The sequence below is a fragment of the Bacillus sp. FJAT-29937 genome, assembly GCF_001509555.1.
Taxonomy (GTDB): Bacteria; Bacillota; Bacilli; order Bacillales; family Cytobacillaceae; genus Cytobacillus.
Genome location: NZ_LMAS01000003.1, coordinates 733,678 through 760,113, shown reverse-complemented (window position 1 = coordinate 760,113; position 26,436 = coordinate 733,678). Strand labels below are relative to the sequence as shown.

The window sequence follows — 26,436 nt, the reverse complement described above, 5'->3', positions numbered from 1 at the left end:
TAAGAGAATGGGATATTTTTGACATAAAAAAACTCCCCCTAAGGTTCAACAGATTTTTATTTTTTAATCTGTCTACCTTATGGGGAGCATATCACTGTCTTCATTTCGTCCTTTTTTATTATTCAATTTTATTTGCTTAGATCGAGATTAATTCTTTATCCTTTACAAACTGGATTGCCTCGAGGCGGGTATTAATCTTATTGGATATGAGCATTTCCAGCAAAGATACATAAAAGCTGCCATCAAATGTTTTTTGTGCTTTTAAGGTTAGTTCGATTGCTGTATTCGTCAGTTCATCTGATGCATTTGTATAATGCTTCCCAAAGTAAATAAATCCAACCGCATCCTCTTGAAATTGAAAGCCTTTACTTTGTAAAAAACTAATATAATCTTCCACTGTCTTCAAGAACATGTCATCCCTTTCCCCTTTTTAACCCAAACACTCTAAATTTTACCTTATATTTCGACAATTATCTATCTTTTTTTGTGAGTAAATACCCAATCGTTCCTGTTGCAACCCCAAGTAAGGCTCCACCGATTACTTCTGCCGGCTGATGCCCGAGCATTTCTTTCAGTTTCTTTGGTGTCTTTTCTTGCTCAAATTCAACAGACTCTTCTTTGTGAATTTTGTCAATCAATTCACCCATGCTATTTACTTTTAATGTTAATTCTCCTGTTTGTCTTCTAATCCCTTGTGCATCATACATAACAATGAGCCCATAAACCAATGAGAGGGCAAAATCGATTGTTGGGATCCCTCTTCTTAAAGCAATAAAAGTGGTTAATGATGATACGCCAGCTGAGTGTGAACTTGGCATTCCGCCAGTGTGAAAAAATAATTCTGGCCTAAATTCTTTTTTCTTGAAAAAGTGAATCGGAATTTTCAAAGCTTGTGCGAGTCCTATGCTTAATAATGCGATGTAGACACCTTTATTCATTTACTTCTCACCTCTAGTATTAGTGTGAAGATAGAGGAGTGTATTTATTCTTTTCGGAAATACTAGTCATGAAAACAATATTAGGGAGGTGTGTAAAAGTTGGGCAAAAGAGAGAGAAATAGAGGAAAGCTTGCATCTGGAGTGAATCCGCAAGGCTATGGACAGGATATAACAGAAGATCCTAAAAGCAAACTGGAGAATGCTGCTAAGAAAAAAAATACGAAATAATAAAGAACGGCTGTCCCTATCTTGGGACAGCCTAAATGTTAAGCATATTGTTTCATATCAAGCAATCGGTCTAACCCGCGAAATTCAACTTCATCAAATTTATTTATCACTTTGTCACGATTCATACGGAACATTGCTTCGTCTAATGCACACTCAACTGGGACATCACATTTAATCTCAGCGAGCTGTCTGCTTAGGTGGAGCATCTCTAGATCCTGTTCAATTTTTGTCTTTTGTGCTTTAGTTAATTGATCCAAGTTTTCAAGAACGCCTTCAATATGTCCAAATTGCTGTAAAAGCTTTAAGGCTGTTTTCTCGCCAATTCCTTTCACCCCTGGATAATTATCACTTGTATCACCCATAAATGCTTTTAAGTCAATCATTTGCCTTGGGTGAATGCCCTTTTCTTCATAAAAACTGTCTTTCGTATGAACTAAATAATTGCCATACCCTTTTTGCAATAACACAACAGATATCCGTTCATCCAAAAGCTGCAGAATATCCTGATCACCTGTAAGAATATTTACAAAGGCTTCTTCTTTGACACGACTAGCAATCGTCCCAATGCAGTCGTCTGCTTCATAGCCCTGCAAGCCGATATTCGGTACATCAAAGGCTTCAACAATTTCCTTTACAAGATCGAACTGTGGAACCAGTTCAATAGGCGCCTCTGGCCGATTCGCCTTGTAACCGTCATACATTTCCGTTCTAAATGTTTTACTCCCCATATCCCAACAAACAGCGACATGTGACGGATTGAAATTTGAAACTGCCGCTAAAAAGTGTTTCACAAACCCATATACTGCATTCGTTGGGACACCTTTTGAATTCACCATAAATTGTCCGTGCACAGCAGTAGCAAAATAGGCTCTAAATAATAATGCCATCCCATCCACTAGCATAAATGAAGGCTTATTTTCGTTTAACAATTTTTTCTCTCCCGTTCTTATTTATTCTCCTGTTTCTATTTCATTTTCATCATAAGATATCCAATCACTAAAGCTTCCAGCATATAGTTTAACATGCTTATAGCCTGCAGCCTTTAGTGCCATGTAATTCGGAGTGGCAGTGACACCTGAACCGCAATAAACAATAATTTGTTTATCTTTATCAATTTCAGTGAATCTTTTTGCCTGATCCTCGCCGCTTTTGAAAAAGCCATTTTCATAGCCATCTAACCAAACCTTATTAATCGCTCCTGGAATATGGCCTGCTTTTTTATCAATTGGCTCAATTAGACCTAAATAGCGCTGACTTTCTCTAGAATCAATGATGATCGTTTCTTGATTCTTCTCTTCGACTATTTTTTTAACTTCTTCATAGGAAGCAAAAATGTCAGCATCCAAATTTATCTCAAAATCCGTTTTTGGATAGTCAGGAATTGAATGATCTACTGGGTACCCGGCCTCTGTCCAGGCTTTATAGCCCCCATTTAAAACATAGACATTTTTGTGCCCAACATAATGTAATAGCCACAAGAGCCGGGCAGCGAATGAACCCTCGCCGCCGTCATATGCTACGATCGTCGTTCCATTATGAATGCCGGCATTTTGAAGCGTCTGCTTAAACTTTTCGATTTCAGGCAATGGATGTCTGCCGCCATGAGAAGAAATGGGTCCTGATAAATCTTTCCCGAGGTGAAAATAAACAGCTCTCGGAATATGACCCTTACCATATTGTTCCAAGCCTTCTTCTGAAGAGCCCAAATTATATCGACAATCAGCGATCCTCAAATCTCCATTATTTAAACGCTCTTTCAGCCATTCCTTTTCAACGGTCAAATTCATTCCTTCAGCTCCCTCAATCTTTTTTCCATCAGCTTCTTCACATGTTCTTTCGGTGTCCAGCATTGAAATTGGTAGTTTGGTTTCGTTTCATAACTGAGACGCTTGCAATGATAAGTTATTCCTTTTTCGAATTTTTCCGCCTGAAAATGAATACACGTTGCACATGCATGAAAGGATTGAATCTTCATTATGATTCTTGAGAGAAATGAGTAATTTCTTTCTCCGTTTTCTCCAGCTCCTCAATTGGGAAGTCATCTCTTAGCACAGTCAAAAGTCCTTCATAATATTCATTCGCCTGTTCAGATAGGATTGAAAGCATATGTGAATATTCATCAATCAGAAGTGCGGCATAATGTTTTTTCAAGCGTGCGCCTTCCGTTTGTAAATAATGATCAGAAGACGGATTTATTAGCTGCTCCAATTCATCGCTTAAATTCTTTCTTTCGTTCTTTTCAAAGAATGACTTTGGATTTTTAAAATGGGCTAACGCCTTTGAAAACTGGGCTCTGTTCTCGCCAGCAAAAGCTGAATTAAACTCAATCCCTTCCATTTTTCTCGTTTCATACGGGCTAAAGCTTAATTTTTTATTAATCTCCGCAGCCTTTTGACCAAGCATATCTTGAGCCTGCATACATAATTTACCGATATATGCTTCTAATCTTAACGTTGTTGCTCTTAATTCCTGAGCAAAATCAAATCCAAAGCTTTGCAGGAAATCTTCAAGAGCTGCATGCAGGGCTTTCTTTAAATTACGGCCATCATCCTTAAGAGCAGCAGGGTTAAAGGCCTCCTTAATGAAATCACCATAACGCAGAAACACTCTTTGCTTAATATAGAAAACTAGCTCGTCTGACTCTTGTTCCAGTCTTTGCGTGAAAATCGCCGCATCCTGATTTTTGAACAATGCAAGAATTGTCTTTAATTCTTCTTCAAGCTGGGTTCGTCTTTGAGCCTTTAATTCCTTATTCGCTTGTGATGACTGAATAAAGGTGCGAAGCTGTTCCAATACACGATTCCAGCCCAATTCTGCAGAGGTGATTGAAATTTGCATAAGTTCATTTGTAATAAACGAATAAAAACTTTCCTCAAACTGATCAATTTTCGAATGTTTTTCCTGTCTGTTTTCAAGCTTTTCAGTTAAAGCTTCAAGGCTTGAAAGTCCAAAAAGATTTGGCCTGCGTATCCCATATTGAACAAGCTGTTCACCGACATATTGTAAAACAGATTCCTTTTCTTCTTCATTATTGGCAAGATCAATCGCATTGACGACAAAGAACATTTTATCCAGTTCAAAGGAATCCTTCACACGCCCTAATTGGATAAGGAATTCACGGTCAGCCTTTGAGAAAGCATGATTATAGTAAGTGACAAACAGGATTGCATCTGAATTTTTGATATAATCAAAGGCTACACCAGTGTGACGGGCATTAATAGAATCGGCTCCAGGCGTATCTACAAGCGTGATCCCCTTTCGAGTCAGCTCACAATCATAGTACACTTCGATCATATCAACAAAACACGATTTTTCTTCGATTGCCACATAGCCTTTAAACTCGTCTAAGTCAGTCTGGACAGTTGTTCCCAATCTTTCTTTAAACGAATCAAATCCTCGTGAAAAAGCATTCAAGAAGGCAAAGTGCGTCTTTTCATTGGCATCGAAATCTGAAATGCTGCTCATTACTTTTTTAATCTTCACAATCGCATCATCGAAATCTGCGGCTGATTGATTGAAGACTTTCAATGATCTGTTTACATCTTCAAATAATATGTCTGTTGCCTTTACCTTCACTAACACTGTTCCATGAGCGTATTGATCATTAATTGGCATGATTTTATTAATCGCGGCCGTTGTCGGGTTTGGCGACACTGGAAGAAGCTTATGACCAATTAATGCATTGGCAAAGGAAGATTTCCCAGCACTAAATGCTCCGAAAAGTGCGACTGTGAATTGCTTATCTTTTAGACGCTCTGCTTTTTGCAGCAATTCTGCCGTCATTTTTTTGAATCCGGGTACCTGTTGGATGGCATTCGCCGTAAAGTTTAATTTTCCAACTAATGCATTTACAGTCTTTTCCTCTACTTTGCTGCCGGCAGCTTGGAGAGTGCTGTCTCTTTCATCTAAAACGTTATCTGCTTCCTTTATATCAAGCACAATTTCATTTGTTTGATGAACAATTTCAACTTCTTCAGTAGGTAATGAAAGTAAGGCTTTTGTCATTTCCTCATATTTTTGGTGAGAAAATTTCCCTTTTAATAATTCATTCATGTCGACTTTGGACGTGCGAAGGCCTTCCTTTATTTCTGTAAGCATGTGAAAAGCTTCACTGTACCCCTTGTACAGATTCCATTCACTTTCTATTAAGCTTTGCTCCTTTTCTGTTTTTAAAGACAAAGTACGCAAGAGCAATTCCTTAAATTCTGCTAAACTTCTTTTAGTCAATTTCTTAATAGATTCTGCCAAATCATTCGTATATTGGAGAACATAGTCACCAGAAAGGAGTGCACCGTCTTTTACCGTGTTAACGAGCAGATCTTTATTAAAAAGAACAGTAAAGTTTTGTGCTTTTCCTAATAATTCAGTTTCATGCACTTCATGCTGCTTTAGTTCATTCACCATTAGTTCCTTCATATGCCAGTCAATTTGCGACTTTACTTTTTCAGAGAGGTCTTGGAAAAATGCTTCTAGACGGTTCGCTCTTTCTTGTTCTGTTTTTTGCCGCGAGAAAAATAGTCCTACCTTAAAGCCAGATTGGCATGACTCGATATAGTTTTCTGCAAGCTCCCTCGTTTGGAAGGGCATTAAATAGGCATTATCTAGAACATCGTCAACTTTGTGTATGAAGTTAATCTCTGCTGTATTTAGAAACGCTCTTCCTGCCTCTAGCTTAGCCTCTAGTTCTGCAAGCTTTTTAGCCAGTTCTTCTCTTTCATCGACAGGGAGCTCTTCTAATTTTTTCTCGTATTTTTCAATTTCAGTCCAGCTTTTTTCTTCTAAATAAATCAGATGCTCACTTGAAAGCTTATTCAATGAATGATAAACAGACTCAGGTAGCAACAATTCGCTGTTGGCAATTTTATCAGCAATAAACTTTTGTAAAGCTAGGAACTCATTTTCTTTATGGTCTTCTTTTTTCAATGAAGTGTAAAATATTCTTTCTGGTACTACCCCCCATGAGGCAAAAGAATCCTTCACACTTTGTTTAAACTGATCGAAGCTCAGTTCCTCATCCCGATGCTTATCAATTTGATTAATAATTAAATACACTTGCTTCCCGGCAGCAGCCAGCTCTTTTGTAAATAAGAAGTTCAATTCTGACTGGACATGGTTATAATCCATGACATAAAACACTAAATCTGCAAGGTGCAAGGCTGATTCAGTCGCAATTCGGTGAGCATCATCCGTTGAATCGATGCCGGGTGTATCCATTATCACTGCATTTTTCGGCAGGCTCGTATCGGAATAGCTTATTTCAATTGAATGGATTTGGTCGCCATCCTTACAATAGGTTTTCACTTGATTATAATCATAGGGAGCTGGATATAATCTCGGATTGCCTTCTTTGAAAACAACCTTTGCATAATCCTCTCCCGATTTAATTTTTACTAAATTTGCACTTGTCGGGATCGGGCTGGATGGCAGCAAGTTTTCACCAATAATTTTATTGATCATGCTCGATTTCCCGGCTGAGAAGTGCCCGCAAAATGCAATTGCATATTCTTTTTTATCAAGCTTTAAAGCTAGATCCTTTGCTCTTTCCGCAGTTTGCTGATCTTGATTTTTATTAAAAAATTCATATAAAGCTGTTACCCTGTTTATTAAATCAACCGTATCTAGTTGAAGTTCTGTTCGAACCATGAATAACCTATCCCCTTGTTCAATCATTTTCCTTCTATTCTAAATGATTTTTCTTCTAATGCCTATATTTAGAATATGGAACTTGACAATTTTATGAACATTACTGTCAGGCAAAAAAATAAAACCAGGTCTTCACCTGGTTATGTAGTAAAAGAATTTATGCTCTTGTATGTGGCTTTGCTACATGATTTAAAACATATTTCATAACTAACGCATAGGCTGTTACTGTTCCCGCAATAAAAATCGCTACCATCTGTAACAACACCTTCCTGTTAATGAGAATAATTTTCAAATTCAATTAGATTTTATCATTAACGAGAATCATTTTCAATAGAAGTTTTCAAACTTTCGTTAGGTTTGACCCATGTGAAAAAGCTTGTTCATATGCCGTTAACTTCTTTAGGGCATGTTCTTCAGCAGGAATTCTAATCGCCAATAGGATGATATTCAATATTGTAAAGACCATCGCTGTTGTATAGGCCTCAAACATAAGCGGTATAATTAGAAATTCAGCAGAAACTATCGTATAATTGGGATGTTTGATGAAACGGTACGGCCCCTTTCTAATGATCCTTGCATTAGGCAAAACAATAATTTTTGTATTCCAATATGGACCAAGAGATGTTAGCGCCCATATTCTCCCTGCTTGAGTAAGTATGAATAATGGGAAGAGGATTGGCCAATAGGAGGAAACTTCATTGTCGACTAAGCTCACCTCTAATATGTAGGATACAAAAAACAAACTATGTACAGCTACAATGAAAGGATAATGGGCTTGTCCAAACTCAAGCGCCCCCTTGCTTTTCATCATACGTTCGTTTTTCTTTGCAATATATAATTCAGCTATTCTCTGTACTATGATCACTGAAATAAAAATCGTAAAAAGCATTTGCTAATTCTCCCATCTCAGCAGCAGCATTTCCGAACAAAAACCCGGCCCTAAAGCGGTAGCAAGGCCATAATCTCCCTTTTTTCCTATTTTCATAAACCTTTTCAATACATATAATATGGTCGTTGACGACATATTTCCGTATTCTTTAAGAACTTCGAGCGAAATCCTTGTCATTTCCGGCTCGAACCCGATGGATTGGATATACGCATCAATCACTTTTTTTCCCCCGGGATGTGCAATGAAATGGTTAATTTCATCAATATCCATTCGTTCTTCCACCAAAAAGTCAATAACAACAGGCTTGAGCCAGCTTTCTATAATTGTGGGTATATCTTTCGAAAAAACAACATAAAGGCCCTTGCTCTTTACGTCCCAGCCCATCACATCTAATGAATCCTGCATGAACATTGATTGCGTACGAAGAATGGCAGGTACGGATTCAAGCTTCTGAAAGGTATTTCTATCCGCCTGATCGCCTGCAACGAGTGCACATGCAACACCATCGGCAAAAAGAGAAGTGCCTATTAGGTTGCTTTTTGAACGGTCATTCATTTGAAAGGTTAAGCTGCATAATTCAATGGCAAGCACAATTACTTTTGCCTTTGGGAAAGCAAGGCAATACTCATATGCCCTTGACAATCCCGAAGCCCCGCCAGCACAACCTAATCCCCAAATAGGAATTCTTTTTGTATGTGGATGGAAGGCAAGCCTGTTCATAATTCTTGCCTCAATACTTGGTGTAGAGATCCCCGTGCTCGAGATAAAAATAATCGCGTCAATTTCTTCATATGCTATATTCCTGCTGAGAAAATCCTTACTTTTTAAACAATTTTCAATTGCTTCGATACCCAGTTCCACAGAGCACTCTATATATGCTTGATTTCTTTCTTCAAATGTCTTCTCCTTTTTATACCAATTCAAGTCTTTCACAAAATGCCGTTTTTCAATTTGACCATTGTGAAAAGCTCTTAATAATCGTTCAATATTAGAAAAAGATTCGGAAAATAGATCTCTCGCAAAATCCATTACCTCATCCTGATTGAGAGAATGGGCAGGTATAGCTTCGGCAACTGAGACAATTGATGGCATAACGTTCTCTCCTTCTTCATGCTTATCGTTAATTTTTCCCATTGGTTACATAATATTCATCCAAAGTCACCCACAGGGTGGATAGGGAAAATCTAGCAATACGATTAAATAAAAAAAAGCTCCCTCGGGCTGAGGAAGCTAACGTTTTGAAGGAGTTGCTGTGCACTTATTATTATAAATTCTTTTTGAACAGGAAGCATCACCAAAACATTTCCAATTGTTTTAAAACCATAAATCAAATGTTAAACGAATTCTATGAAATAAGTAACAGAAAATTATTATTTTATTACATATTTTTATAAAAAATAATGATAAAATAGGTCTATTGAACTTCATGGGGGAATGCCTTATGACACTTACAAAAAGTGTAACTGATATTTTGAACGGTACAATTGAAGCGGTTAAATCAGTTGTGCCATTAGAAATGCAAGTAGAAAAGCCAGCTCTATTTAATCAGCCCTTCACTCAGCATTCCATAGGGGTCTTAATTGGGATGACAGGTGATGCTAGAGGAAGAATTATCATCGATGGCGATGAATCCGTTTTTGGCAAGATTGGTGAAGCTATGTTTGGAATGGTTCTTGAAGGTGAAATGCTAGAATCCTTTGCTGGTGAGCTTGGTAATATGATAGCAGGAAGTATATCAACCTATGTCTCTCAAAGAGGATTTGAGATGGATATTACTCCCCCAACTGTTTTGGTCGGCCAAACGAAGGTATATGGTTTCACTAAAGCCTTTCGCCTGCCGGTCACGATACGTAATGCGGGAAGCTTGATGATTGTATTAATGGTAGAGGTCGGATAACACATATAAATGAACTGATTATTTCGGTGGACGATCATTTTTATTGTTATTTTGCATTTGGACTTCGATAAAAATCTTTTTTTCTGCTAGCGCTCCACAAACTTTGCAATACTCTTCTTGTTGATAGATAAGTCTGCAATGATCGCAATAATATTTTTCCATTCTTGACGTTCACATCCTATAGAATTTCGGTTAAATCATTATATTTACATAAATATGGATGTGTGAAAGAAAAATACGTGGGAAATTTAGGAATCATTGCTGCTGATTCCCGCATCTAAGATTAAGAGGGTCCGCACTGATGGGTGGGAGATTAGATAAACCACCCAGGCTAATAAATAGACGGAAAAAATCCGCTTAATTAGTAAAAAACATTAAAAACTGCCCTAATAGACGGAGGAATTCCGCCTATTGACTCGAAATACACAAAAATGGGGGATTTTACTTTATGTAGTCGGAAAATCTCCCCTTATTTACCCCGAAATGAGCTCCATTCTGCATCTAACCGGAAAATCTCCGCTTATGTTTTACTTTCGATAGTTACTCGTTTAATGTGTGAAATTTACCTCTTCATTTTCATGACGCGATTCCAGAAGATTCAAGTGTTAATATCTTTGTAATTCCTTCGTTTCTAAAACGGCTGGCAAATCAATGTCCACACCAATATCCCGTGTGAAGCACACCTATTCAGGCTTACACCGCAAATCTAATCACTTCCTATTCTAAATCAGGAAAACTGATCTTCACATTTTCTTCACAATTCTCTATGTTTTTATGTGATATACATCACTGTTCTATCAACTTTTCACTATTGCCATAGTAACAAAGTAACGAATGAACAATTTGTGAACTCAGAAAAACCATCTAGATTCTCTTAAATTGTGGAGTATTATGAAATTGTAATCATTTACTTTTTCCAAATTTCCGAAAGGAGTGAAAGAAAAATGGCAAAACCAGAACTTAGCAGAAATCCAGAAACTGAAATTGAAGATAGTTCCTCATTAAAGGGGACGCTTACATCCGTAATGATTTTAGGAGTAATCTTAATCGTTACTTGGGTTGGTATTTATTCATTATTCTTAGATCGTTCTTAATAGTTGAAAGGGGAAAAAAGCCATGCATATGCATAAGTTTGAAAAAATCTGGCTTATTTTTGGAATAGGTTCGCTGCTCGTATTTTTGACTGTTATCGGTGTTAGCGCATTTTATTTAGGAAATCAGCCGCCAAGCTGTTTAGCTGTAATAGATCCTGAGAAAGTTGATACAACTGCCCCATTTAATGAACCTGGCCTTAAAAAGGTTGAGGGTAAGGAATGGGATTATGAACTAGTATTTGTTGCATCTGCCTTCAATTATGAGCCTGGGGAGGTTCAAATTCCTAAAGGGGCAAAAGTAAAAGTGATCGCTACAACAAAAGATGTTATTCACGGCTTTGAAGTAGCCGGCACTAACGTGAACATGATGCTAGAGCCTGGCTACATAAGTGAAAATGTTTATAATTTTAATAAAACTGGTGAATTTTTAGTCCTTTGTAATGAATATTGCGGGGTTGGTCACCATATGATGACTTCGAAAATTGAGGTGGTTGAATAATGGTTACACATGAAGCAACTCCAAAAGCTGACCGCCGTGACGGCAAAATGACAAAAGCGAACATTACGCTGAAACAACAAGCAAATCCAAAAGTAGACCGCCGCGATGCAAAATTAGCAATGGCCCATTTCCATGTGGCATTCATCGCTTTAGCCATTGGCGGGCTTGCAGGATTACTGCAAGTATTAGTACGTTCAGGTAAATTTGTTTTGCCTGCTGGCATCGGATATTATCAAATTCTAACTGTACATGGTGTTGTTTTAGGTCTTGTTCTTACTACCTTCTTTATTATCGGATTTATGGTTTCTTCAGTTAGCAAAACGTCTGGAACATTTACTGGCCGCCAGCGTACACTTGGCTGGATCGGATTTTGGTTAAAGACGATCGGTACTGTAATGGCTGCAACAATGATTTTATTAAATGAAGCAACAGTATTATTTACTTTTTACGCACCACTACAAGCACACTTTCTATTTTACCTTGGCTTAACTTTAGTAATAGTCGGAACTTGGTTTGACAGTGCAATTGTTTACATGAAATATGGCGAATGGAAGAAAGCAAATCCTGGAGTGCCAAGCCCGCTTCTTACTTTCATGGCTGTCATCACATTTATTATGTGGGATGTAGCAACACTTGGTGTTGCAACAACGGTATTATTCCAATTATTACCTTGGTCCCTTGGCCTTGTTGATACAATAAACATCGGTGTCAGCCGTGCATTATTCTGGTATTTTGGCCACCCGCTTGTGTACTTCTGGTTATTGCCTGCTTATATGGCATGGTATGTTATTATCCCGAAAGTTATTGGCGGGAAAATTTTCTCAGATTCTTTAGCACGTATGTCATTTGTACTTTTATTACTTTTCTCAATTCCAGTTGGTTTTCACCATCAATTATTGGAGCCAGGAATTGACCCTGCTTGGAAATTCTTACAGGTTGTACTAACTTTCCTTGTTGTTATTCCATCTATGATGACGGCTTTCTCACTATTTGCTACTTTCGAAAGCTATGGACGTTCAAAAGGTGCAAAAGGACTATTTGGCTGGTTCAAGAAGCTTCCATGGGGAGATGCGCGCTTTACAGTTCCATTTATCGGCATGCTTTCATTTATCCCTGGAGGAGCTGGAGGAATCGTCAACGCTTCCCACCAAATGAACCAGGTTGTTCATAATACGATTTGGATTACAGGTCACTTCCATTTAACAGCTGCGACTGCAGTTATGCTTACATTCTTCGGTATTGCTTTCTGGTTAATTCCGCACTTAACTGGCAGAGTATTCACGAAGAAATTAAATAAATTAGCGATGATTCAAGGGATTACTTGGACAATTGGGATGACATTTATGTCTGGAGCAATGCATGCTGCTGGTCTTCTTGGTGCACCACGCCGTTCTGCTTTCTCTGAATACGGTGGTGCTGCACAAGCTGCAGAATGGATCCCATATCAAATTGCACAAGCAGTTGGCGGATCTATCCTATTCATAGGTATTATCCTTATGCTTTACATTTTCATCAACCTTACCTTCTTCGCTCCTAAAGGTGACCAGGAATTCCCTGTTGGAGAAGTTGCAGACGAAGCTGAAAAGACGCCAATGGTGTTCGACAACTGGAAATTATGGGTTGGAATTACAGCTGCCTTAATTCTTTTCGCCTATACACTGCCACTCATCGATTTAATCCAAAATGCGCCTCCTGGTGCTAAAGGATTTAAATTGTGGTAATCAAATAACAGAAGCACTCCGGATATTTCGGAGTGCTTTTACTTATGAAATCTTCTCTTCTAATGGCTTTGCTCCCCTTTTGCGGAAGGTTACATTCACGATAATGACTGAGCAAAGGATTAATACAGCACCTGCCATTTGAATAAGACCTAGTCTCTCCCCATAAAGCATAACTCCTAATAACGTAGCAACGACCGGTTCGACCGTTGCAATGACCGCAGCCCTGCTCCCCTCTGTCTTCTCAAGACCCCATGTGTATAAGAAAAAAGCTAAAACGGTTGGAATTAAAGCTAATCCCATTCCATAAAACATGACTTGACCATTCAATATCAGGTCAAATTTTTGCCAAAGCTGAGTAATCGGCAGCAAAAAGAGTGCTGCTATCGTAAAAGTATATAATGTAATCGTATAGGGCTGATATTTTTTTAACGCAAACTTCCCGAATATTGTGTACAAAGCGTAGCCTAGTCCTGATCCAAGGCCTGTTATTACCCCAATCAAGGTAACATTACTATCACCCGAAGATACACCTGCAATCAAAATACAGCCAATGATTGTTCCTAATACTGCAAGAACCTTGTTCACAGTCAAGTTTTCCTTCAAAAAGATAAAGGATAAAATAGTTACAAAAGCCGGTGATGTATATAATAGAATGACTGCTATTGAAATATCCATTTGACTTATTGCTGTAAAATAACAAAAGTTGAAAAATACAATGCTTAAAATCCCTGTTCCAAGAAATAGTTTTACATCTTTTATAGTTTTTAATTTCATTTGATCCCGATATCTAAAAAGGCCAATTAATAGTAAGAAAAGTGCGGCATATATGACCCTAATAGCAACAATCTCCATAGGAGCAAAACCAAAGTCTGCCAACCCTTTTACAAAGAAGGCAATAATTCCCCATAGACTGGCTCCCGCTGCAATCATGAAATAAGGTAGAAGCCTCTTCATTATATCTCTCCTTAAGGGAAGGGAATGACGATCGCCATCCCCCACGTCAACCTAGTTTAATTGATAAACTTTGCTATACTTTTCATCTAAATATTTTATTAAGTGTTGTGCATTTAAACCTTCACCTGTCGCATCTTTAAGAATCTCAAGCGGTTTTTTGAGCTTTCCAAATTTGTGGACTTTCTCAGTGAACCATTCCTTAATCGGAAGCAAGTTTCCTTCCTCTAATAGCTCGTCAAAATGCGGCAAATCTTTCAGCATCGCATTCTTTAACTGTGCTGCGTACATATAGCCCAGCGCGTAAGATGGGAAGTATCCAAACATCCCCCCTGACCAATGTACATCCTGAAGAACTCCTTTGCCATCATGATCAGGTCTTATCCCTAAGTATTCTTCATACTTATCATTCCAGACTTTCGGCAGATCTTTAACTTCAATTTCATCATTAAATAACCCTTTTTCAATTTCATAGCGGATGATCACATGCAAAGGATAGGTCAATTCATCTGCTTCAATGCGAATAAGTGATGGCTTAGATTCATTGATAGCCAAGCAAAAGTCATCCACCGCAACGTCATCAAATTGCCCTGCAGAATATTCCTTTAATAAATTGAAATTCTTTTTCCAAAAGGAAGGATGGCGCCCGACAAAGTTTTCATAGAATAGTGACTGGGATTCGTGAATTCCCATTGAAGTGCCATCGCATAATGGTGTACCTATTAAATCTTGTGAAATATTTTGTTCATATAACGCGTGACCGCCCTCATGAATTGTACCAAAGACAGCTGTCTGGAGATCATTCTCATCGTATCGTGTCGTTACACGAACATCACTAGGATTTAATCCTATTGCAAAAGGATGGACGGTCTCATCGAGTCTTCCCGCATTAAAGTTATAGCCCATTTGCTCTAAAATTTTTAAGCTAAATTGGCGCTGGTTTTCCTTTGGGAAGTGCTTAAATAAAAATTCCGCATTTGGTTTATTTGGAGATTCAGAAATTTTTTGTACTAGTGGAACGATGTTTTCCCTCAATTCTCCAAACACTTGATCTAATGTCTCAACTGTAATTCCTGGTTCATACATATCGAGCAAAGTATTATATTTATTGCCTTCATAGCCCCAGTAATTGATAAAGCGCTTTGTCGTACTAACAAGCTTTTCTAGGAATGGCTCAAACATCGCAAAATCAGACTTTGCCTTTGCCTCTTCCCAAATACTTTCTGCCTTCGCTTGAAGAATTACATATTCCTTAAATTCAGCAGCAGGAATTTTTTTGTTACGGTCATATTCCTTTTTACATTGGGCTACAGTCTTCTTCGTAATGTCCGATAACTCATTTTCACCTGATAATTTTTCTATGTATGCTGCCATTTCTTCCGAAGTAGACATATTAAACACATCTGAAGATAGCATTCCAATCACTTCAGATCGCTGCTCAACCGTTTGTTTCGGTGCCCCGGTACGCAGATCCCAATAGATTAATGACAGTGCTTCATTATAAGCTTCTATTTTCTTTACATATTGTAAGAAATCCTTTTCTGCTTGCAGTATTTCCTCATTCATGAAAAAGTCCCCCTTATTGTTAAAATACTCTTTCTATTTTAACACATTCCTTCGAATCGGAAGATTGAATTTAATCTTTTATATGTAAAAAAAAGACAACAGTTCCCACTGTTATCTCTTTAATCGGTGATTATTTATATTTGCTTATTTTCTTCCAATTGCCACTTTCCAAAGATCCGGTCCTTCTTCTAAATACTCCCAAGTGAAGCCATTTTCTCTTTCTATCATAAATTGATATTGCAGCGGTTTTGGATCATGATCATTGACAAGAAGCATGAACTCTCCAGTCTGTAAAGAATCAAATGCTTTAAAAATAGTAGGATGCTTCTCTCTTGGCGGAAAATCTGGTGCGATAACGGTTTGGGCAAACTCGATCATTTTTTCTCCTCCTTAACTTTACTTACAAATGTATTGTATAAAATAAATTCTTGAAAAAAAGTGAGCATGGTCACTAAAAATAAAGACTTTTTTAAGGAACAGGTAAAAGGAATGATTCACTAAAATCGTTTTCTAGAGGGAAAACAGTTATAATATAGAGACACAGACTATGAACTATAGGAAGAGATACTATGAAACAATTTATTTTTATTATCGTTTTAATTTCTTTTATTGACATGTTTGCACAACTTCCCATTTTGAGTCCTTTTGCTAAAGAACTTGGAGCTACTCCGGCGTTAATTGGAATAGCTGTTGGGATGTATTCCTTTTCGAATATGTTCGGAAATATTCTCGCGGGGTATTGGATTGATAAACATGGCCCGAAGAAAGTGTTATTAGCTGGCTTTTTTCTTACAGGTTTGTTTCTTCTCCTTTACATATTTGTCACTACTCCATGGCAATTAATTGCGGTTAGATTCCTCCATGGTTTATTTAGCGGCTTTCTCGTGCCTGCAGCCTTCACAGTCGTTGCAAATAGCGGAAAAGAAGGAAAGCAAGGGAAGTCAATGGCCGTTACGGGAGTGGCAGTCGGCATTTCAGCTATCATCGGACCAGCCTTTGGCGGGATTATCGCTTCGAAATACGGAGTGAACTGGGTGTTCTTAATCATCGCCATAGTAATGCTTGTCATTTTTATTTTGTCAGCCTTTGTTATCCCAAACAAAACGGCGCAAATCACTAGAAAAATTGACCCTTCCGTTACAACACTTGTAGCCTTATTAAAAAGCCCTATGCTTTTGACTAGTTATAGCGGTGCCTTTTCCTTAATGTTTGCGCAAGGAGTACTAGCCTATATGCTTCCTTTGCAAGTGGAATCACTGCAATTTGGGACTCAGTATAGCGGAATTCTCCTTAGTACATTCGGGATCACCGCGATATTAATTTTTGCCTTGCCGACCAATCGGCTGTTTGACCGCTATCAATACCATAATACGATGATGGCTGGTATGAGTATTATTGGGATTGCACTCATTTTCCTTAGCTTGTCTACATCATTGTCACTCTTGTTTATTTCTATGGTTGTTTATGGAACTGGTTTTGCATTTCTTTTCCCATCCATCTCAGCAATGCTTGTAAAGCATACGGATCATGGCACAAGAGGAAAAGCATTCGGTTTATTTTATGCGTTTTTTTCGCTTGGTGTTGTCGTAGGCTCCTCCATAACAGGAGTCCTAGCCGTATCCTTCGCAACGGGTTTTGTTATTGCTGCATGTATATTATTTGCAAATACGGTGTGGATGCTCCTCTATTTTAGAAGCAAGGCTCAAGTTACCGAAAGGATGGAGTGAACGATTCATGAATGAATACGTTGGCAATTGTGTTGATTGTGGGAAGAAGCTGTATTGTTTAGATGGTTTTTTTAATGGTGTTCATACTGAGAATAATGAAGCATTATGCTTTGATTGTGCTAATAAAAAGAAGAAATCCGAAGAGTGAACGCGGATTTCTTTTTTTTTGCGTTTTCAATTGAGAATGATAATCATAAATTTCTTATTCTATGATTCATGTCACTTATGGGATGTATCTATGATGATATACTATGTTTAAAGATCAAAGATTAAGAGGTGACTTAATAATGGAGATTAAAACGATTGAATTAGACGTAAGGGAAGATATTAAAAATAAACTTGAGCCTTTTCAAAAAATTATGCAGGCCGTAAATGAATTAAGTTCAGGTGATATATTTATCCTTCATGCTCCCTTTAAGCCAGCTCCCCTATTCCCTATTTTGAAAGGAAAGGGTTTTGACTATGAAGCCGAAGAGCTTGAGAAAAAACATTGGAAGATCACATTTACAAAGAGGAGCTGATCATCATGTTATTAGATAATCGCGGACTTGAGCCGCCTAAGCCGATGATGAGAACGTTAGAGGCTCTTGAAGGCTTAAAGCCTGGAGAAAAACTGTCCATTATTAATGACCGCCGCCCGATGTTCTTATATGAGCAGCTTGAAGAAAGAGGCTTAAAGTATGAAACGACACCAAATGAAGATGGAAGCTTTTTAATTGAAATTACGAAATAGAGCAGGTGATGAAGATGTTATCTTCTTCAGGAAATGAAACAAATATAAAACTGCCATTTTCCTTTATCCTTGTCAGTATCATTGCGCTAATCGGTTCACAAATCTTACTTCTATTTCATGGAGATTACATGATTAGCGGCCAATTTCGTATACCAGGAATATGGTCAGCAGCCCATTTGCTGCTGTTAGGATGGGCGCTGATGATTGCGATGGGTGCTATGTATCAGTTAGTGCCCGTTGCTTTCCTAACTCCTATTTGGAATGAGAAATTCGGCTTAATTCAATTCGGGGTATATGTTATCGGGGTATTCTCTTTTGCACATTTTCTTTTTTATGAACCGCAAAAAGCGTTAGTGCCTGGAATCATCACATTATTAGGTATTCTCATGTTCCTTTTTCAAATGTTCATGACATTGAGAAAACAAGCGAAGCCCAATATATTAACCTTGTATGTCGGAACTGCATTAGTTTGTCTATTAATTACTATTATCCTAGGTATTACAATGTTAATTAGCATGAAAACTGGCTTTGGCGGCCAGTATTATCAAGCCATTTTTAAAAGTCATTTACTGCTTGGAATGACCGGGTGGTTTACTCTCCTTATTTTCGGTTTTTCTTATAAAATGGTGCCCATGTTTTCTTTATCACATGGGTTTACGATGAAGCTGGCTAATTTTGTTTACCCTATCTATACACTTGGATTAGTTGCAGCAGCCATTTCATTTTTTATAGATTCAACAGCACTATTAACTGCAGCACTCTTTTTTCTGTTCCTTGGATTTATCATTTTCACGTATCATATTTCAACCATATTAAAGAAAAGAGTGAAGAAAAAGCTTGATTATTCCTTTATTTTCGCCCTTATCGCGATCGTAAGCGGGGGAATAATTCACCTCAGCGCATTTATTACGGGGCTGTTAGGAGTTTTTCATAAAGCAGCGGGTCCATTGTTATTTCTATATTTGTTTTTATGGATTGCCTTCAGTATTATCGGCTATTTATTCAAAATTGTGCCGTTTCTATGGTGGACAGCTAAATACAGTAAGGAAATCGGGAAAAAGGATGTCCCTTCATTAAAGGATATGATCAATGACCGAGCGGCAACCCCGGTATTTATCTGTCTCATGCTTGGTGCAATCGGTGTTGCGATTTCCCTTTTCATTGGGAGTAAAGCATTATTTTTCCCAAGTCAAATCATTTTCATTTTTGCTTGTTTGATGTTTTCAATTGCCATTGTTAAAGTCGTAAAAAAATAATAGGAGGGGTTTTTTGTGAAATTAAAAGATAAAGTATTGAACAATTTGCGCAGAGTTTTGGACCCAGAACTGAATATCAATGTTGTAGATTTAGGATTAATATATAATATCGAGATTCCAGAAGATGAAATTGTAATGATAACCATGACATTAACAACCCCAGGCTGTCCGCTTCATGACAGCATTGTCAGCGGGGTTAAATACTGCATCGAAGAAATGGAAGAAGTAAAACATGTCGATGTTGAACTCGTCTGGGAGCCTGCTTGGACACCAGACCGAATGACTCCTGAAGGAAAAAGCCAGTTAGGCAGATAACAAATATCCCACTCTGCTTCACATTCGCTGAGTGGGATATTTGTTAGTTTAACCCTTCCGTTGTAGGAAGCACACTTTTAATTTGCTCAAGTACTTCCTTATCTTCGTTTTCCTTGATAAGAATATGAACTTTCCCTTTGTCTTCATGTGTTCTGATTAATCTTCCCATTCCCTGCCTTAATCGTAAAAGCATATACGGCAAATCAACCTCTTTGAACGGGTCAGAAGCCCCCTCACGTTTTGCTTTAAAAACAGGATCTTGTGGAGGAAATGGCAATGAGAATATAAAGACATTTTCAAGTGATCTCCCAGGAACGTCTAACCCTTCCCATAAATGAACAGAGCATAGTACTGATTGCTCTTCATTTTGAAAATTCGATACGAGTGTACTAATTTCAGCATCTCCTTCAAAATAAACAGGGAATTTCATCTTGCCTTCGATCCGCTTTTTGAAGCTGGCAAGCTCCTCTTTTACTGTAAAAAGGACTAACGCTCTTCCTTCAGACTTTTCTATTTGTTCTTGGACATATTGCATTTTTTCGTCCATCGAATCCCCATTGAATGCCGGCAGATGAATAACCATATTTTCATCATAATTAAATGGCGAAGAAACGGTGAAAGATAAGTAGCTGTCGATTCCTAAGCTTTTTGCCATATAATCAAATGATTTATTTTCCGAAAGTGTCGCTGAGGAGAAAACAAATGGCTTCTGCTGTGAAAAGACTTCTTCTCTCATAATATCCTCAACCATACGAGGCATGATGACGAGCGTTCTTTCCCCTTCATTTTCTTCAAACCAAGTGATTCCTTTCAAATCCTTTAGAAATAAGGAGAGCGAATAGGAGATTTGTTCTAAATATTCCTCAACAATTTTTAAATCATATTCATTAATGATATACATTTCACTTTCAAACACAAGCTCATCTTCAAGTGAACTAATATATTGAAGAAGTTTTTTTCCTTCTTTAATGACAATCTCAGATTTTTTTATTGTTTTTTTATTTGAACCTTCTGCTAAAGAAGAAGCCTTTTCAAGTGAAAAGAAAAAACGCTCATTTTGAATAATCGTTTCATCGATCATATGCAATGTCTTTTCTCTTACATCATTAGATGTTAAACGGGTTAATAATGACTCAAGAATTTGCTCAGTAAATCGATAGGTTAATGCCTTCTGTGAGGCATATTCCAGTAAATGACCTTCATCGAAAACGACACAGGAACTATCCGGCAAGAGTGGAAGCTGGCCTTCTCTCTTTCTAGATTCCTTCGTCCAAATATGCTCCATATAAAAATCGTGGGAACAGATGATTAAATCCTTCGCATTCCGGTAGAAATCCCGGTTTAACGTTTGTCCACATCTGTGGCGTTTTTCACATGTAAAGCAGTCTTGAAAGGGATCCCATGCGATATGATTCCATTTTTCATCTGTTAATTCCGGGTATTCCTTACGATCCCCGTATTTTTCAAAGGTTTGCATCGAGGAACCGGAATGGACAAATTCAGGAAGCTGATCATAAACCGAATTATATGTATCCATATCATCACTTGCAACTAGCTGGTCGAGCTTATTTAAACATAGATATTGGTCCCTTGACTTCGCTAGCCGTACATCAATATTTAAGTTTAGCGCCTTTTCAAGCTTAGCAATATCGCCTTCTTTTTTCACAAGCTGCTCAATTAATGTTTCATCTGCACAGGCAATGATCGCTGGCTTGTTCAAGTACCTTGCATAAGCTAGGCTATAGAGCAAATAAACAATCGTCTTTCCTGTCCCTACACCCGCTTCAGCGAATATAACCTTTTTTTCCTTAAATGCCTTTTCAAGCTGAAATGCCATGAAAATCTGTTCATCACGCATTTCAAAGCCGGATTCAGGCAGAATATCGTAAAAAACATCCCCGATCCATTCACTTAATTTATCAAAAAAAGATTCACTTTTGGACAATGCAAAAGGCATTCTGCTTTGCATATTACCCCTCCGACATAAAAAAATTTAAGCGTCTGTATATAGACGCTTCGTTTCATACCTGTATCATTATCTCATCATTGTTTCATTGTTAAACAAAAGACCATCAATCATTGTATCGCAAATAAGAAAAGTGTCAAGAAAAAAGAAAAGAACCTGACACTTCTCAGCCAGGTCCTAATCAATAGCCGATCTTTTTATGTACAGATGAAAATGATAAAGACATCGCTTGCTGAAGTTCATTTTGAGCAGTTTGCAGCTGTTCAAGTGCCCCAGATGATAAATCCTGTTCCCCCTTCACCGCTTCAATCGTATTCATTAACACCTGTGATATTTTATTAAAATCTAAATTGGAATGCATCATTTTAGCTAGTCCTCCTGATCCTTGAAATGATACATCTATTGTATTCAAGGTCAGGTGGTTCTATGCTCCCGGGATCATTTCTATTTTATTTTTTGGGGTCTTTTTCCCCAATATTGATAGTAGTCTGTTTTAATAAAGCCATTAAACAATTTACGCTTTTTCGTTGCTTGTTTTCCGAAAAACTTCTCAAAGTCTTCATTGGAAGTAAGAACATATATGGACCATGTATCAAGGGACGATAATGCCTTACCCATATCTTCATACATTTTCTGAACTGCATCTTTTTCCCCTAATCGTTCTCCGTACGGGGGATTGCAGGCGATGACTCCATATTCCTTAGTTGTTGTAAAATCCTTTACTTGCATTTGTTTAAAGCTGATTAAATCGCCAAAGCCTGCTTCAAAAGCATTCTCCTGGGCAATTTTCACCATGCGATGATCAATATCTGAACCTGTTATATCAAGCTGCTGATCATAGTTCGCTAAATCCTCTGTCTCCGTTCTCGCCTCATCCCAGACTTGTTCCGGCACCCATGACCAAGATTCAGAAATAAATTCACGATTAAACCCAGGGGCTATATTTTGTCCGATTAGCGCTGCCTCAATTGGGATCGTGCCAGAACCGCAGAAAGGATCAACAAAAGGCTTTTCTGGAGACCAGTTCGTCAGCATGACAAGGGCTGCAGCAAGTGTTTCCTTTAATGGGGCTTCTCCCTGGCCAGCGCGATATCCTCGCTTATGCAAGCCACTTCCGCTCGCATCAATGGTGAGCAGAGCCACATCCTTATGTAAAGCGACTTCTATTTTATAAAACGGGCCATTTTCTTCGAGCCAGCCAGTTTTTTTATAATGTGTTCTCAATCTCTCAACAACTGCTTTTTTGACGATTGCCTGACAGTCGGAAACACTGTAGAGCTTTGACTTAACTGATTTTCCTGTTACCGGAAACTCAGCGTCCTCTGATAAAAAATTTTCCCACGGAAGTGATTTTGTCTTCTCGAAAAGTTCATCGAAGGTAGTAGCTTTAAATTCCCCGATTTTTATTTTTATTCGATCGGCTGTACGAAGCCATAGATTCGATCTTGCAATCGCCAGAGCGTCCCCTTTATAGCTGATTCTTCCGTTTTCAACTTCACAATCATACCCTAAAGCGCGTACCTCTTTCGCAACGAGGGCCTCTAAACCCATAGCAGATGTTGCAATTAGATCATAATTTGTCATAATTTCACCCTAATTCATTATTTCCGTTTCCCAGCACGTCAAAAATGTCAGCAGCTTATGTAAAGGAATCGGTTTGGATATATAGTAACCTTGAATAAAGTCACATTGTTCTTTCTTAAGAAAATCATATTGTTTTTTATTTTCAACACCTTCTGCCACTACCTTTAAGTGCAGCCGATGCGCCATCGTAATAATTGCTTCCACAATGGAGGAATCTTCCTCATAAACAGATATTCTGTTTATAAAGCTTTGATCTATTTTCAGCGTGTCGAGCGGAAAACGGTTTAAATAGCTTAATGATGAATAGCCAGTCCCAAAATCATCTATAGATAATTTAACACCAAGCTGCCTTAACTTTACAAGCTTATCGACCGATTCACTTGCCTTTGGCATAATCATACTTTCTGTAAGCTCAAAATCAATATAATTCGGGTTTACATTCGTTTTTTGGAAAATTTCACCGATTGATTTTACAAAATTATCTTGGTTGAAATGGATTGCCGAAATATTTACACACATTCTCAATTTAGGGTTCCCTTGTAAATGGATGACTTTTAAATCTTCACATGCTTTTTGAATGATCCATTCACTTATTGGGATAATTAAGCCAGACTCTTCTGCTAGAGGAATAAATTCTGAAGGCGGCACTAGACCAAATTGTTCTTGCTTCCATCTGACCAATGCTTCGAGACTTACAACCTTATTGGTTTTCGCATCAATAATTGGATGATAGACAAGAAAAAATTCATTACGTTCGATTGCCTTTCGCAATTCATTTTCCATTTTCATCTGTCTTGTCTCATTGTGATGCATCTTTTTATGATAAATCTCGAATTGATTTCTTCCGCCGCTTTTTGCCTCATACATAGCCTTGTCAGCCGTTCGCAATAATGTTTCGATATCCATTCCGTCCAAAGGGTATAAACTTACCCCAATACTTGTAGAAACATAAACTTCATGCACATTTAGATGAAAAGGTTTTGTAAACTCTTCAATGATCATTTCAGCCATCTGGACGGCTTCTTTCGGATGCTTAAGATTGGGCAAAACGATGACAAACTCATCCCCGCCAAGTCTTGCAATCATATCTTTATTTTTTAGCAGACCTTTTAATCTTGTTGATACTTTCTTTAGAAGCATGTCTCCATAATTATGTCCGAGGGTATCATTTATTTGTTTAAACCGATCTAAATCAAGAAAAAGAATAGCTAAAAGCTGATTATACTTTTCAGCGGTATATATTAAGTCTTCAAGCCGCTTATTTAAACTATAGCGATTGGCCACTCCTGTCAGGGAGTCATTATGTGCTAAATATCTAAGCTGATCCTCTGCATGTTTCCGGTCCGTTATATCAGAAAATACAGCAACAAAATTTGTTATGTACCCCTCTTCATCTTTAATGGAGCTAATCGTTATCCATTCAAGAAATACATCTCCATTTTTTCGTTTATTCCAAATCTCACCTTTCCAAAATCCGTTTTCATACATTTGATTCCACATATTTTTATAGAACTGCTCATCATGAATTCCAGATTGAAGGATGTTTGGATTGTTTCCCACAACTTCTTCCTTCGTATAGCCAGTCACAATTTCAAAAGCTGGATTGACAGTGATAATTCTAGACTTCCCGTCTGTAATCATGACTCCTTCACTCGTATTTTGAAGAATCTTCTCAGCTAGCTTGATTTTTTGATTGTTCCTGATCTCAGATAATATCATATTTTTTCGTCCTTATTTACGATATATTTTCATCCTTAGTATTTATTATTATCATATAGTTAATCTCCTCAATATACAATATTGGCAGAAGTTTCATATTTACACTTTCACGCAAAAGTCAAAAAAAGGACAAAATTCTATGTACAATAGGAAAAGCCCCCCTAGAAAGGAGGGCGTTAGCTTCATTCATTCATGTCACTAATAACGTTCTGTAAGCCATGTTTTGTTCCTTTGTACTGCATACGACCCTAAGTCTCGTACTAAGGTGGTAATCATCTATCTACAAGGTTAATCCCTGTCCTTCTCTTCGTTCATTTCCTTAGAGAAAGTGCCCCTACCATAATTTGGGTTTCTCGCTCGTGGGGTTTACCTCGTTCCACCCTCATCATTTCTGAAGAGGCTCCGTCACTGTGGCACTTTCAAGGTATTCATGCCATATCCAAGGACTTAGGCATTTTCCCTGCCGTCAGCCAAGCAAATACACGTATTTGCCCAACTGCCCTAGCTTATGATTTCGCTAGGCACGAACACTACACGCATCTCAGCCTGTGCGAGCATGGACTTTCCTCTACAATAAGCTAAATGCTATTGCAGCGATTACCCGAACGTTATTAATGATAACAAAAGTTATTATATGTAACTTTCAAATGAATAGCAATGGTTTTCAACTTGAAATCGAGAAAATATTTGTCAATCGTACAATTTACTTCCAAAAACGTGCTTTTCTAAGTTGGACAGCCGCTTTAGTATATCAAAATTAGTTGTCCCAGCAGTTTGTGCGGCGACTGGACGTCTGGAAGCCTCTTCAAGCTGCTTCTTTAATCTCATATTTTCTTGTTGTAAATCTTCAATTTCCTGATGGAACGTTTCATAATCCTTAATGACCCAATCGAGAAATTTATCTACTTCTTCTGGTTTGTAGCCGCGCATAGCGGTTTTAAATTCTTTTTCCAAAATATCTTTTGCCGTTAATTTCACTTTATCGGAAAGCATGACAATCACCTCAAAGTTCACCATCATCATATCTATTTTTTCAGAGATATGCATTTTTGTCAATTTTTCTTTCGAACTAATTTTTCACTCATAGCTGGCCTTCATTTGCTCTTCTTCAGCTAGTACTTGCAAGTCATCAAAACTGATGAATCTAATTTCATAATGACTTTTTTCCTGCTTCCTTTTTGCTTCTTCATATAAATATTTTGGGCTTCCTTCTTTCTCTGAATCATAAAATAAAAGCAGAACATCACTTTTTTCCACAAAAAATTGGTTTTTTAAACGGAATTGCCAAGGCTTTTCATAAGGCTTTCTTGAAACAGAATCAATATAATCAGCTTGTGCCAATATCGATTCATACCATTCTTTATTTGCTTCCTTCCATGTATCTTCCTGATTCAAGAAAGGAGTTATAACGGCAAGCTGAAGATCATGGAAGCCTTCAAGCTGAAGGTCGAACACTACCTCTGCAGCCCATAATTCTGTACCAAGCTGACCGCTAATGATGACCCATTCCAGCCCTTCGTCTAATAGGGATAAGAGCTGGTTTTTTATAGCCATTTTAATAATAGGAACAGCTGGATCATCATTTTTAAATATACCGATTTCATAAGGTTTATAGCCAGATATGATTGCAACTTTAGTCATAGCACTAGCCCTTCTATGTATGATGAATTTCAAATGGGACATGATCACTTAACCGGATATATAAAAACA

At 37.8% G+C, this 26,436-nt stretch carries 27 protein-coding genes and 1 other RNA gene; 11 read left to right on the top strand and 17 right to left on the bottom strand.

What is annotated here, in order from left to right:
• Positions 1–136: 136 nt before the first annotated feature.
• Positions 137–406, bottom strand: a complete 270-nt coding sequence (locus AR328_RS10060; RefSeq protein WP_066294709.1) for a DUF6123 family protein — start codon at positions 404–406, stop codon at positions 137–139.
• Positions 407–470: 64 nt separating this feature from the next.
• Positions 471–938: a divergent PAP2 family protein gene (locus AR328_RS10055; RefSeq protein WP_066294560.1), complete on the bottom strand. Its 468-nt coding sequence runs from the start codon at positions 936–938 to the stop codon at positions 471–473.
• Between the two features lie 99 nt (positions 939–1,037).
• On the opposite strand from AR328_RS10055, the gene sspL reads away from it, so the two are divergent.
• Complete coding sequence (gene sspL / locus AR328_RS10050; RefSeq protein WP_066294554.1) at positions 1,038–1,166, top strand: small, acid-soluble spore protein L; 129 nt, start codon at positions 1,038–1,040, stop codon at positions 1,164–1,166.
• A 38-nt stretch (positions 1,167–1,204) separates the two neighbouring features.
• Here the strand turns inward: sspL and AR328_RS10045 are convergent, their stop codons facing one another.
• The 5 genes from AR328_RS10045 to AR328_RS10020 form a co-directional block, all read right to left on the bottom strand.
• On the bottom strand, positions 1,205–2,068 hold the full coding sequence (locus AR328_RS10045; RefSeq protein ID WP_066294708.1) for a 5'-3' exonuclease: 864 nt from the start codon (positions 2,066–2,068) through the stop codon (positions 1,205–1,207).
• Positions 2,069–2,116: 48 nt separating this feature from the next.
• The gene (locus tag AR328_RS10040; RefSeq protein ID WP_066294553.1) at positions 2,117–2,953 is read right to left on the bottom strand and encodes a sulfurtransferase; all 837 of its coding nucleotides are present in this window, start codon (positions 2,951–2,953) and stop codon (positions 2,117–2,119) included.
• A 187-nt stretch (positions 2,954–3,140) separates the two neighbouring features.
• Positions 3,141–6,809, bottom strand: a complete 3,669-nt coding sequence (locus AR328_RS10030; protein ID WP_066294547.1) for a dynamin family protein — start codon at positions 6,807–6,809, stop codon at positions 3,141–3,143.
• Between the two features lie 340 nt (positions 6,810–7,149).
• A complete protein-coding gene (locus AR328_RS10025; RefSeq protein WP_066294546.1) occupies positions 7,150–7,698 on the bottom strand; it encodes an isoprenylcysteine carboxyl methyltransferase family protein in 549 nt (182 codons plus the stop codon).
• A gap of 3 nt (positions 7,699–7,701) precedes the next feature.
• Positions 7,702–8,790, bottom strand: a complete 1,089-nt coding sequence (locus tag AR328_RS10020; protein ID WP_066294540.1) for a type III polyketide synthase — start codon at positions 8,788–8,790, stop codon at positions 7,702–7,704.
• A 349-nt stretch (positions 8,791–9,139) separates the two neighbouring features.
• On the opposite strand from AR328_RS10020, the gene AR328_RS10015 reads away from it, so the two are divergent.
• The 4 genes from AR328_RS10015 (at position 9,140) to AR328_RS10000 (ending at position 12,909) form a co-directional block, all read left to right on the top strand.
• The gene (locus AR328_RS10015; protein ID WP_066294536.1) at positions 9,140–9,595 is read left to right on the top strand and encodes a chemotaxis protein CheX; all 456 of its coding nucleotides are present in this window, start codon (positions 9,140–9,142) and stop codon (positions 9,593–9,595) included.
• Positions 9,596–10,539: 944 nt separating this feature from the next.
• Positions 10,540–10,689 carry a cytochrome c oxidase subunit 2A gene (locus tag AR328_RS10010; protein ID WP_066294527.1) on the top strand — a complete coding sequence of 50 codons (150 nt, stop codon included), beginning with the start codon at positions 10,540–10,542 and terminating at the stop codon, positions 10,687–10,689.
• A gap of 22 nt (positions 10,690–10,711) precedes the next feature.
• Complete coding sequence (locus AR328_RS10005; RefSeq protein WP_066294525.1) at positions 10,712–11,188, top strand: cytochrome c oxidase subunit II; 477 nt, start codon at positions 10,712–10,714, stop codon at positions 11,186–11,188.
• Between the two features lie 47 nt (positions 11,189–11,235).
• Positions 11,236–12,909, top strand: a complete 1,674-nt coding sequence (locus AR328_RS10000; RefSeq protein WP_066294703.1) for a b(o/a)3-type cytochrome-c oxidase subunit 1 — start codon at positions 11,236–11,238, stop codon at positions 12,907–12,909.
• Positions 12,910–12,951: 42 nt separating this feature from the next.
• Here the strand turns inward: AR328_RS10000 and AR328_RS09995 are convergent, their stop codons facing one another.
• From AR328_RS09995 to AR328_RS09985, 3 genes are all read right to left on the bottom strand, one after another.
• Positions 12,952–13,863 carry a DMT family transporter gene (locus AR328_RS09995; RefSeq protein WP_066294520.1) on the bottom strand — a complete coding sequence of 304 codons (912 nt, stop codon included), beginning with the start codon at positions 13,861–13,863 and terminating at the stop codon, positions 12,952–12,954.
• Positions 13,864–13,914: 51 nt separating this feature from the next.
• The gene (locus AR328_RS09990; protein ID WP_066294516.1) at positions 13,915–15,426 is read right to left on the bottom strand and encodes a carboxypeptidase M32; all 1,512 of its coding nucleotides are present in this window, start codon (positions 15,424–15,426) and stop codon (positions 13,915–13,917) included.
• A gap of 144 nt (positions 15,427–15,570) precedes the next feature.
• Positions 15,571–15,804, bottom strand: a complete 234-nt coding sequence (locus tag AR328_RS09985; RefSeq protein WP_066294513.1) for a DUF2249 domain-containing protein — start codon at positions 15,802–15,804, stop codon at positions 15,571–15,573.
• Between the two features lie 191 nt (positions 15,805–15,995).
• Between AR328_RS09985 and AR328_RS09980 the strand changes: the two genes are divergently transcribed.
• From AR328_RS09980 to AR328_RS09960, 6 genes are all read left to right on the top strand, one after another.
• Entirely contained in the window at positions 15,996–17,153 is a 1,158-nt protein-coding gene (locus AR328_RS09980; RefSeq protein ID WP_066294509.1) for an MFS transporter, read from the top strand.
• Between the two features lie 7 nt (positions 17,154–17,160).
• Positions 17,161–17,301, top strand: coding sequence for a hypothetical protein (locus AR328_RS22815; RefSeq protein ID WP_197414439.1), 141 nt, complete (start codon positions 17,161–17,163; stop codon positions 17,299–17,301).
• Between the two features lie 103 nt (positions 17,302–17,404).
• Positions 17,405–17,674, top strand: coding sequence for a DUF2249 domain-containing protein (locus AR328_RS09975; RefSeq protein ID WP_442854439.1), 270 nt, complete (start codon positions 17,405–17,407; stop codon positions 17,672–17,674).
• Between the two features lie 5 nt (positions 17,675–17,679).
• The gene (locus AR328_RS09970) at positions 17,680–17,886 is read left to right on the top strand and encodes a DUF2249 domain-containing protein (protein WP_066294495.1); all 207 of its coding nucleotides are present in this window, start codon (positions 17,680–17,682) and stop codon (positions 17,884–17,886) included.
• Positions 17,887–17,900: 14 nt separating this feature from the next.
• A complete protein-coding gene (locus tag AR328_RS09965) occupies positions 17,901–19,142 on the top strand; it encodes a hypothetical protein (RefSeq protein WP_066294489.1) in 1,242 nt (413 codons plus the stop codon).
• A 15-nt stretch (positions 19,143–19,157) separates the two neighbouring features.
• Positions 19,158–19,457: a metal-sulfur cluster assembly factor gene (locus AR328_RS09960; RefSeq protein WP_066294480.1), complete on the top strand. Its 300-nt coding sequence runs from the start codon at positions 19,158–19,160 to the stop codon at positions 19,455–19,457.
• Between the two features lie 43 nt (positions 19,458–19,500).
• Here AR328_RS09960 and AR328_RS09955 read toward each other — a convergent pair whose 3' ends face one another.
• From AR328_RS09955 to AR328_RS09925, 7 genes are all read right to left on the bottom strand, one after another.
• Positions 19,501–21,426 carry an ATP-dependent DNA helicase gene (locus AR328_RS09955; RefSeq protein WP_066294475.1) on the bottom strand — a complete coding sequence of 642 codons (1,926 nt, stop codon included), beginning with the start codon at positions 21,424–21,426 and terminating at the stop codon, positions 19,501–19,503.
• Between the two features lie 178 nt (positions 21,427–21,604).
• The gene (locus AR328_RS09950) at positions 21,605–21,787 is read right to left on the bottom strand and encodes a hypothetical protein (protein ID WP_066294471.1); all 183 of its coding nucleotides are present in this window, start codon (positions 21,785–21,787) and stop codon (positions 21,605–21,607) included.
• An 80-nt stretch (positions 21,788–21,867) separates the two neighbouring features.
• On the bottom strand, positions 21,868–23,007 hold the full coding sequence (locus AR328_RS09945; RefSeq protein ID WP_066294469.1) for a THUMP domain-containing class I SAM-dependent RNA methyltransferase: 1,140 nt from the start codon (positions 23,005–23,007) through the stop codon (positions 21,868–21,870).
• A 9-nt stretch (positions 23,008–23,016) separates the two neighbouring features.
• The gene (locus tag AR328_RS09940; RefSeq protein WP_066294466.1) at positions 23,017–24,726 is read right to left on the bottom strand and encodes a putative bifunctional diguanylate cyclase/phosphodiesterase; all 1,710 of its coding nucleotides are present in this window, start codon (positions 24,724–24,726) and stop codon (positions 23,017–23,019) included.
• A 207-nt stretch (positions 24,727–24,933) separates the two neighbouring features.
• Positions 24,934–25,335, bottom strand: an RNA gene (rnpB, locus tag AR328_RS09935) — RNase P RNA component class B.
• An 81-nt stretch (positions 25,336–25,416) separates the two neighbouring features.
• Complete coding sequence (gpsB, locus tag AR328_RS09930; protein ID WP_066294702.1) at positions 25,417–25,719, bottom strand: cell division regulator GpsB; 303 nt, start codon at positions 25,717–25,719, stop codon at positions 25,417–25,419.
• A gap of 84 nt (positions 25,720–25,803) precedes the next feature.
• Positions 25,804–26,367, bottom strand: a complete 564-nt coding sequence (locus AR328_RS09925) for a DUF1273 domain-containing protein (RefSeq protein ID WP_066294463.1) — start codon at positions 26,365–26,367, stop codon at positions 25,804–25,806.
• Between the last annotated feature and the right edge of the window lie 69 nt (positions 26,368–26,436).

Coding starts and splice junctions, on each gene's coding strand:
- AR328_RS09990 (WP_066294516.1), bottom strand. CDS start 15,426: ATGAATGAGGAAATACTGCAAGCAGAAAAGGATTTCTTACAATATGTA.
- AR328_RS09995 (WP_066294520.1), bottom strand. CDS start 13,863: ATGAAGAGGCTTCTACCTTATTTCATGATTGCAGCGGGAGCCAGTCTA.
- AR328_RS10030 (WP_066294547.1), bottom strand. CDS start 6,809: ATGGTTCGAACAGAACTTCAACTAGATACGGTTGATTTAATAAACAGG.
- AR328_RS10010 (WP_066294527.1), top strand. CDS start 10,540: ATGGCAAAACCAGAACTTAGCAGAAATCCAGAAACTGAAATTGAAGAT.
- AR328_RS10005 (WP_066294525.1), top strand. CDS start 10,712: ATGCATATGCATAAGTTTGAAAAAATCTGGCTTATTTTTGGAATAGGT.
- AR328_RS09970 (WP_066294495.1), top strand. CDS start 17,680: ATGTTATTAGATAATCGCGGACTTGAGCCGCCTAAGCCGATGATGAGA.
- AR328_RS10025 (WP_066294546.1), bottom strand. CDS start 7,698: ATGCTTTTTACGATTTTTATTTCAGTGATCATAGTACAGAGAATAGCT.
- AR328_RS09925 (WP_066294463.1), bottom strand. CDS start 26,367: ATGACTAAAGTTGCAATCATATCTGGCTATAAACCTTATGAAATCGGT.
- AR328_RS10045 (WP_066294708.1), bottom strand. CDS start 2,068: ATGCTAGTGGATGGGATGGCATTATTATTTAGAGCCTATTTTGCTACT.
- AR328_RS09955 (WP_066294475.1), bottom strand. CDS start 21,426: ATGCAAAGCAGAATGCCTTTTGCATTGTCCAAAAGTGAATCTTTTTTT.
- AR328_RS09940 (WP_066294466.1), bottom strand. CDS start 24,726: ATGATATTATCTGAGATCAGGAACAATCAAAAAATCAAGCTAGCTGAG.
- AR328_RS10040 (WP_066294553.1), bottom strand. CDS start 2,953: ATGAATTTGACCGTTGAAAAGGAATGGCTGAAAGAGCGTTTAAATAAT.
- AR328_RS09975 (WP_442854439.1), top strand. CDS start 17,405: ATGTTTAAAGATCAAAGATTAAGAGGTGACTTAATAATGGAGATTAAA.
- AR328_RS09950 (WP_066294471.1), bottom strand. CDS start 21,787: ATGATGCATTCCAATTTAGATTTTAATAAAATATCACAGGTGTTAATG.
- AR328_RS09945 (WP_066294469.1), bottom strand. CDS start 23,007: ATGACAAATTATGATCTAATTGCAACATCTGCTATGGGTTTAGAGGCC.
- AR328_RS10055 (WP_066294560.1), bottom strand. CDS start 938: ATGAATAAAGGTGTCTACATCGCATTATTAAGCATAGGACTCGCACAA.
- AR328_RS09985 (WP_066294513.1), bottom strand. CDS start 15,804: ATGATCGAGTTTGCCCAAACCGTTATCGCACCAGATTTTCCGCCAAGA.
- AR328_RS10020 (WP_066294540.1), bottom strand. CDS start 8,790: ATGCCATCAATTGTCTCAGTTGCCGAAGCTATACCTGCCCATTCTCTC.
- AR328_RS10015 (WP_066294536.1), top strand. CDS start 9,140: ATGACACTTACAAAAAGTGTAACTGATATTTTGAACGGTACAATTGAA.
- AR328_RS10000 (WP_066294703.1), top strand. CDS start 11,236: ATGACAAAAGCGAACATTACGCTGAAACAACAAGCAAATCCAAAAGTA.
- AR328_RS09965 (WP_066294489.1), top strand. CDS start 17,901: ATGTTATCTTCTTCAGGAAATGAAACAAATATAAAACTGCCATTTTCC.
- AR328_RS09980 (WP_066294509.1), top strand. CDS start 15,996: ATGAAACAATTTATTTTTATTATCGTTTTAATTTCTTTTATTGACATG.
- gpsB (WP_066294702.1), bottom strand. CDS start 25,719: ATGCTTTCCGATAAAGTGAAATTAACGGCAAAAGATATTTTGGAAAAA.
- AR328_RS22815 (WP_197414439.1), top strand. CDS start 17,161: ATGAATGAATACGTTGGCAATTGTGTTGATTGTGGGAAGAAGCTGTAT.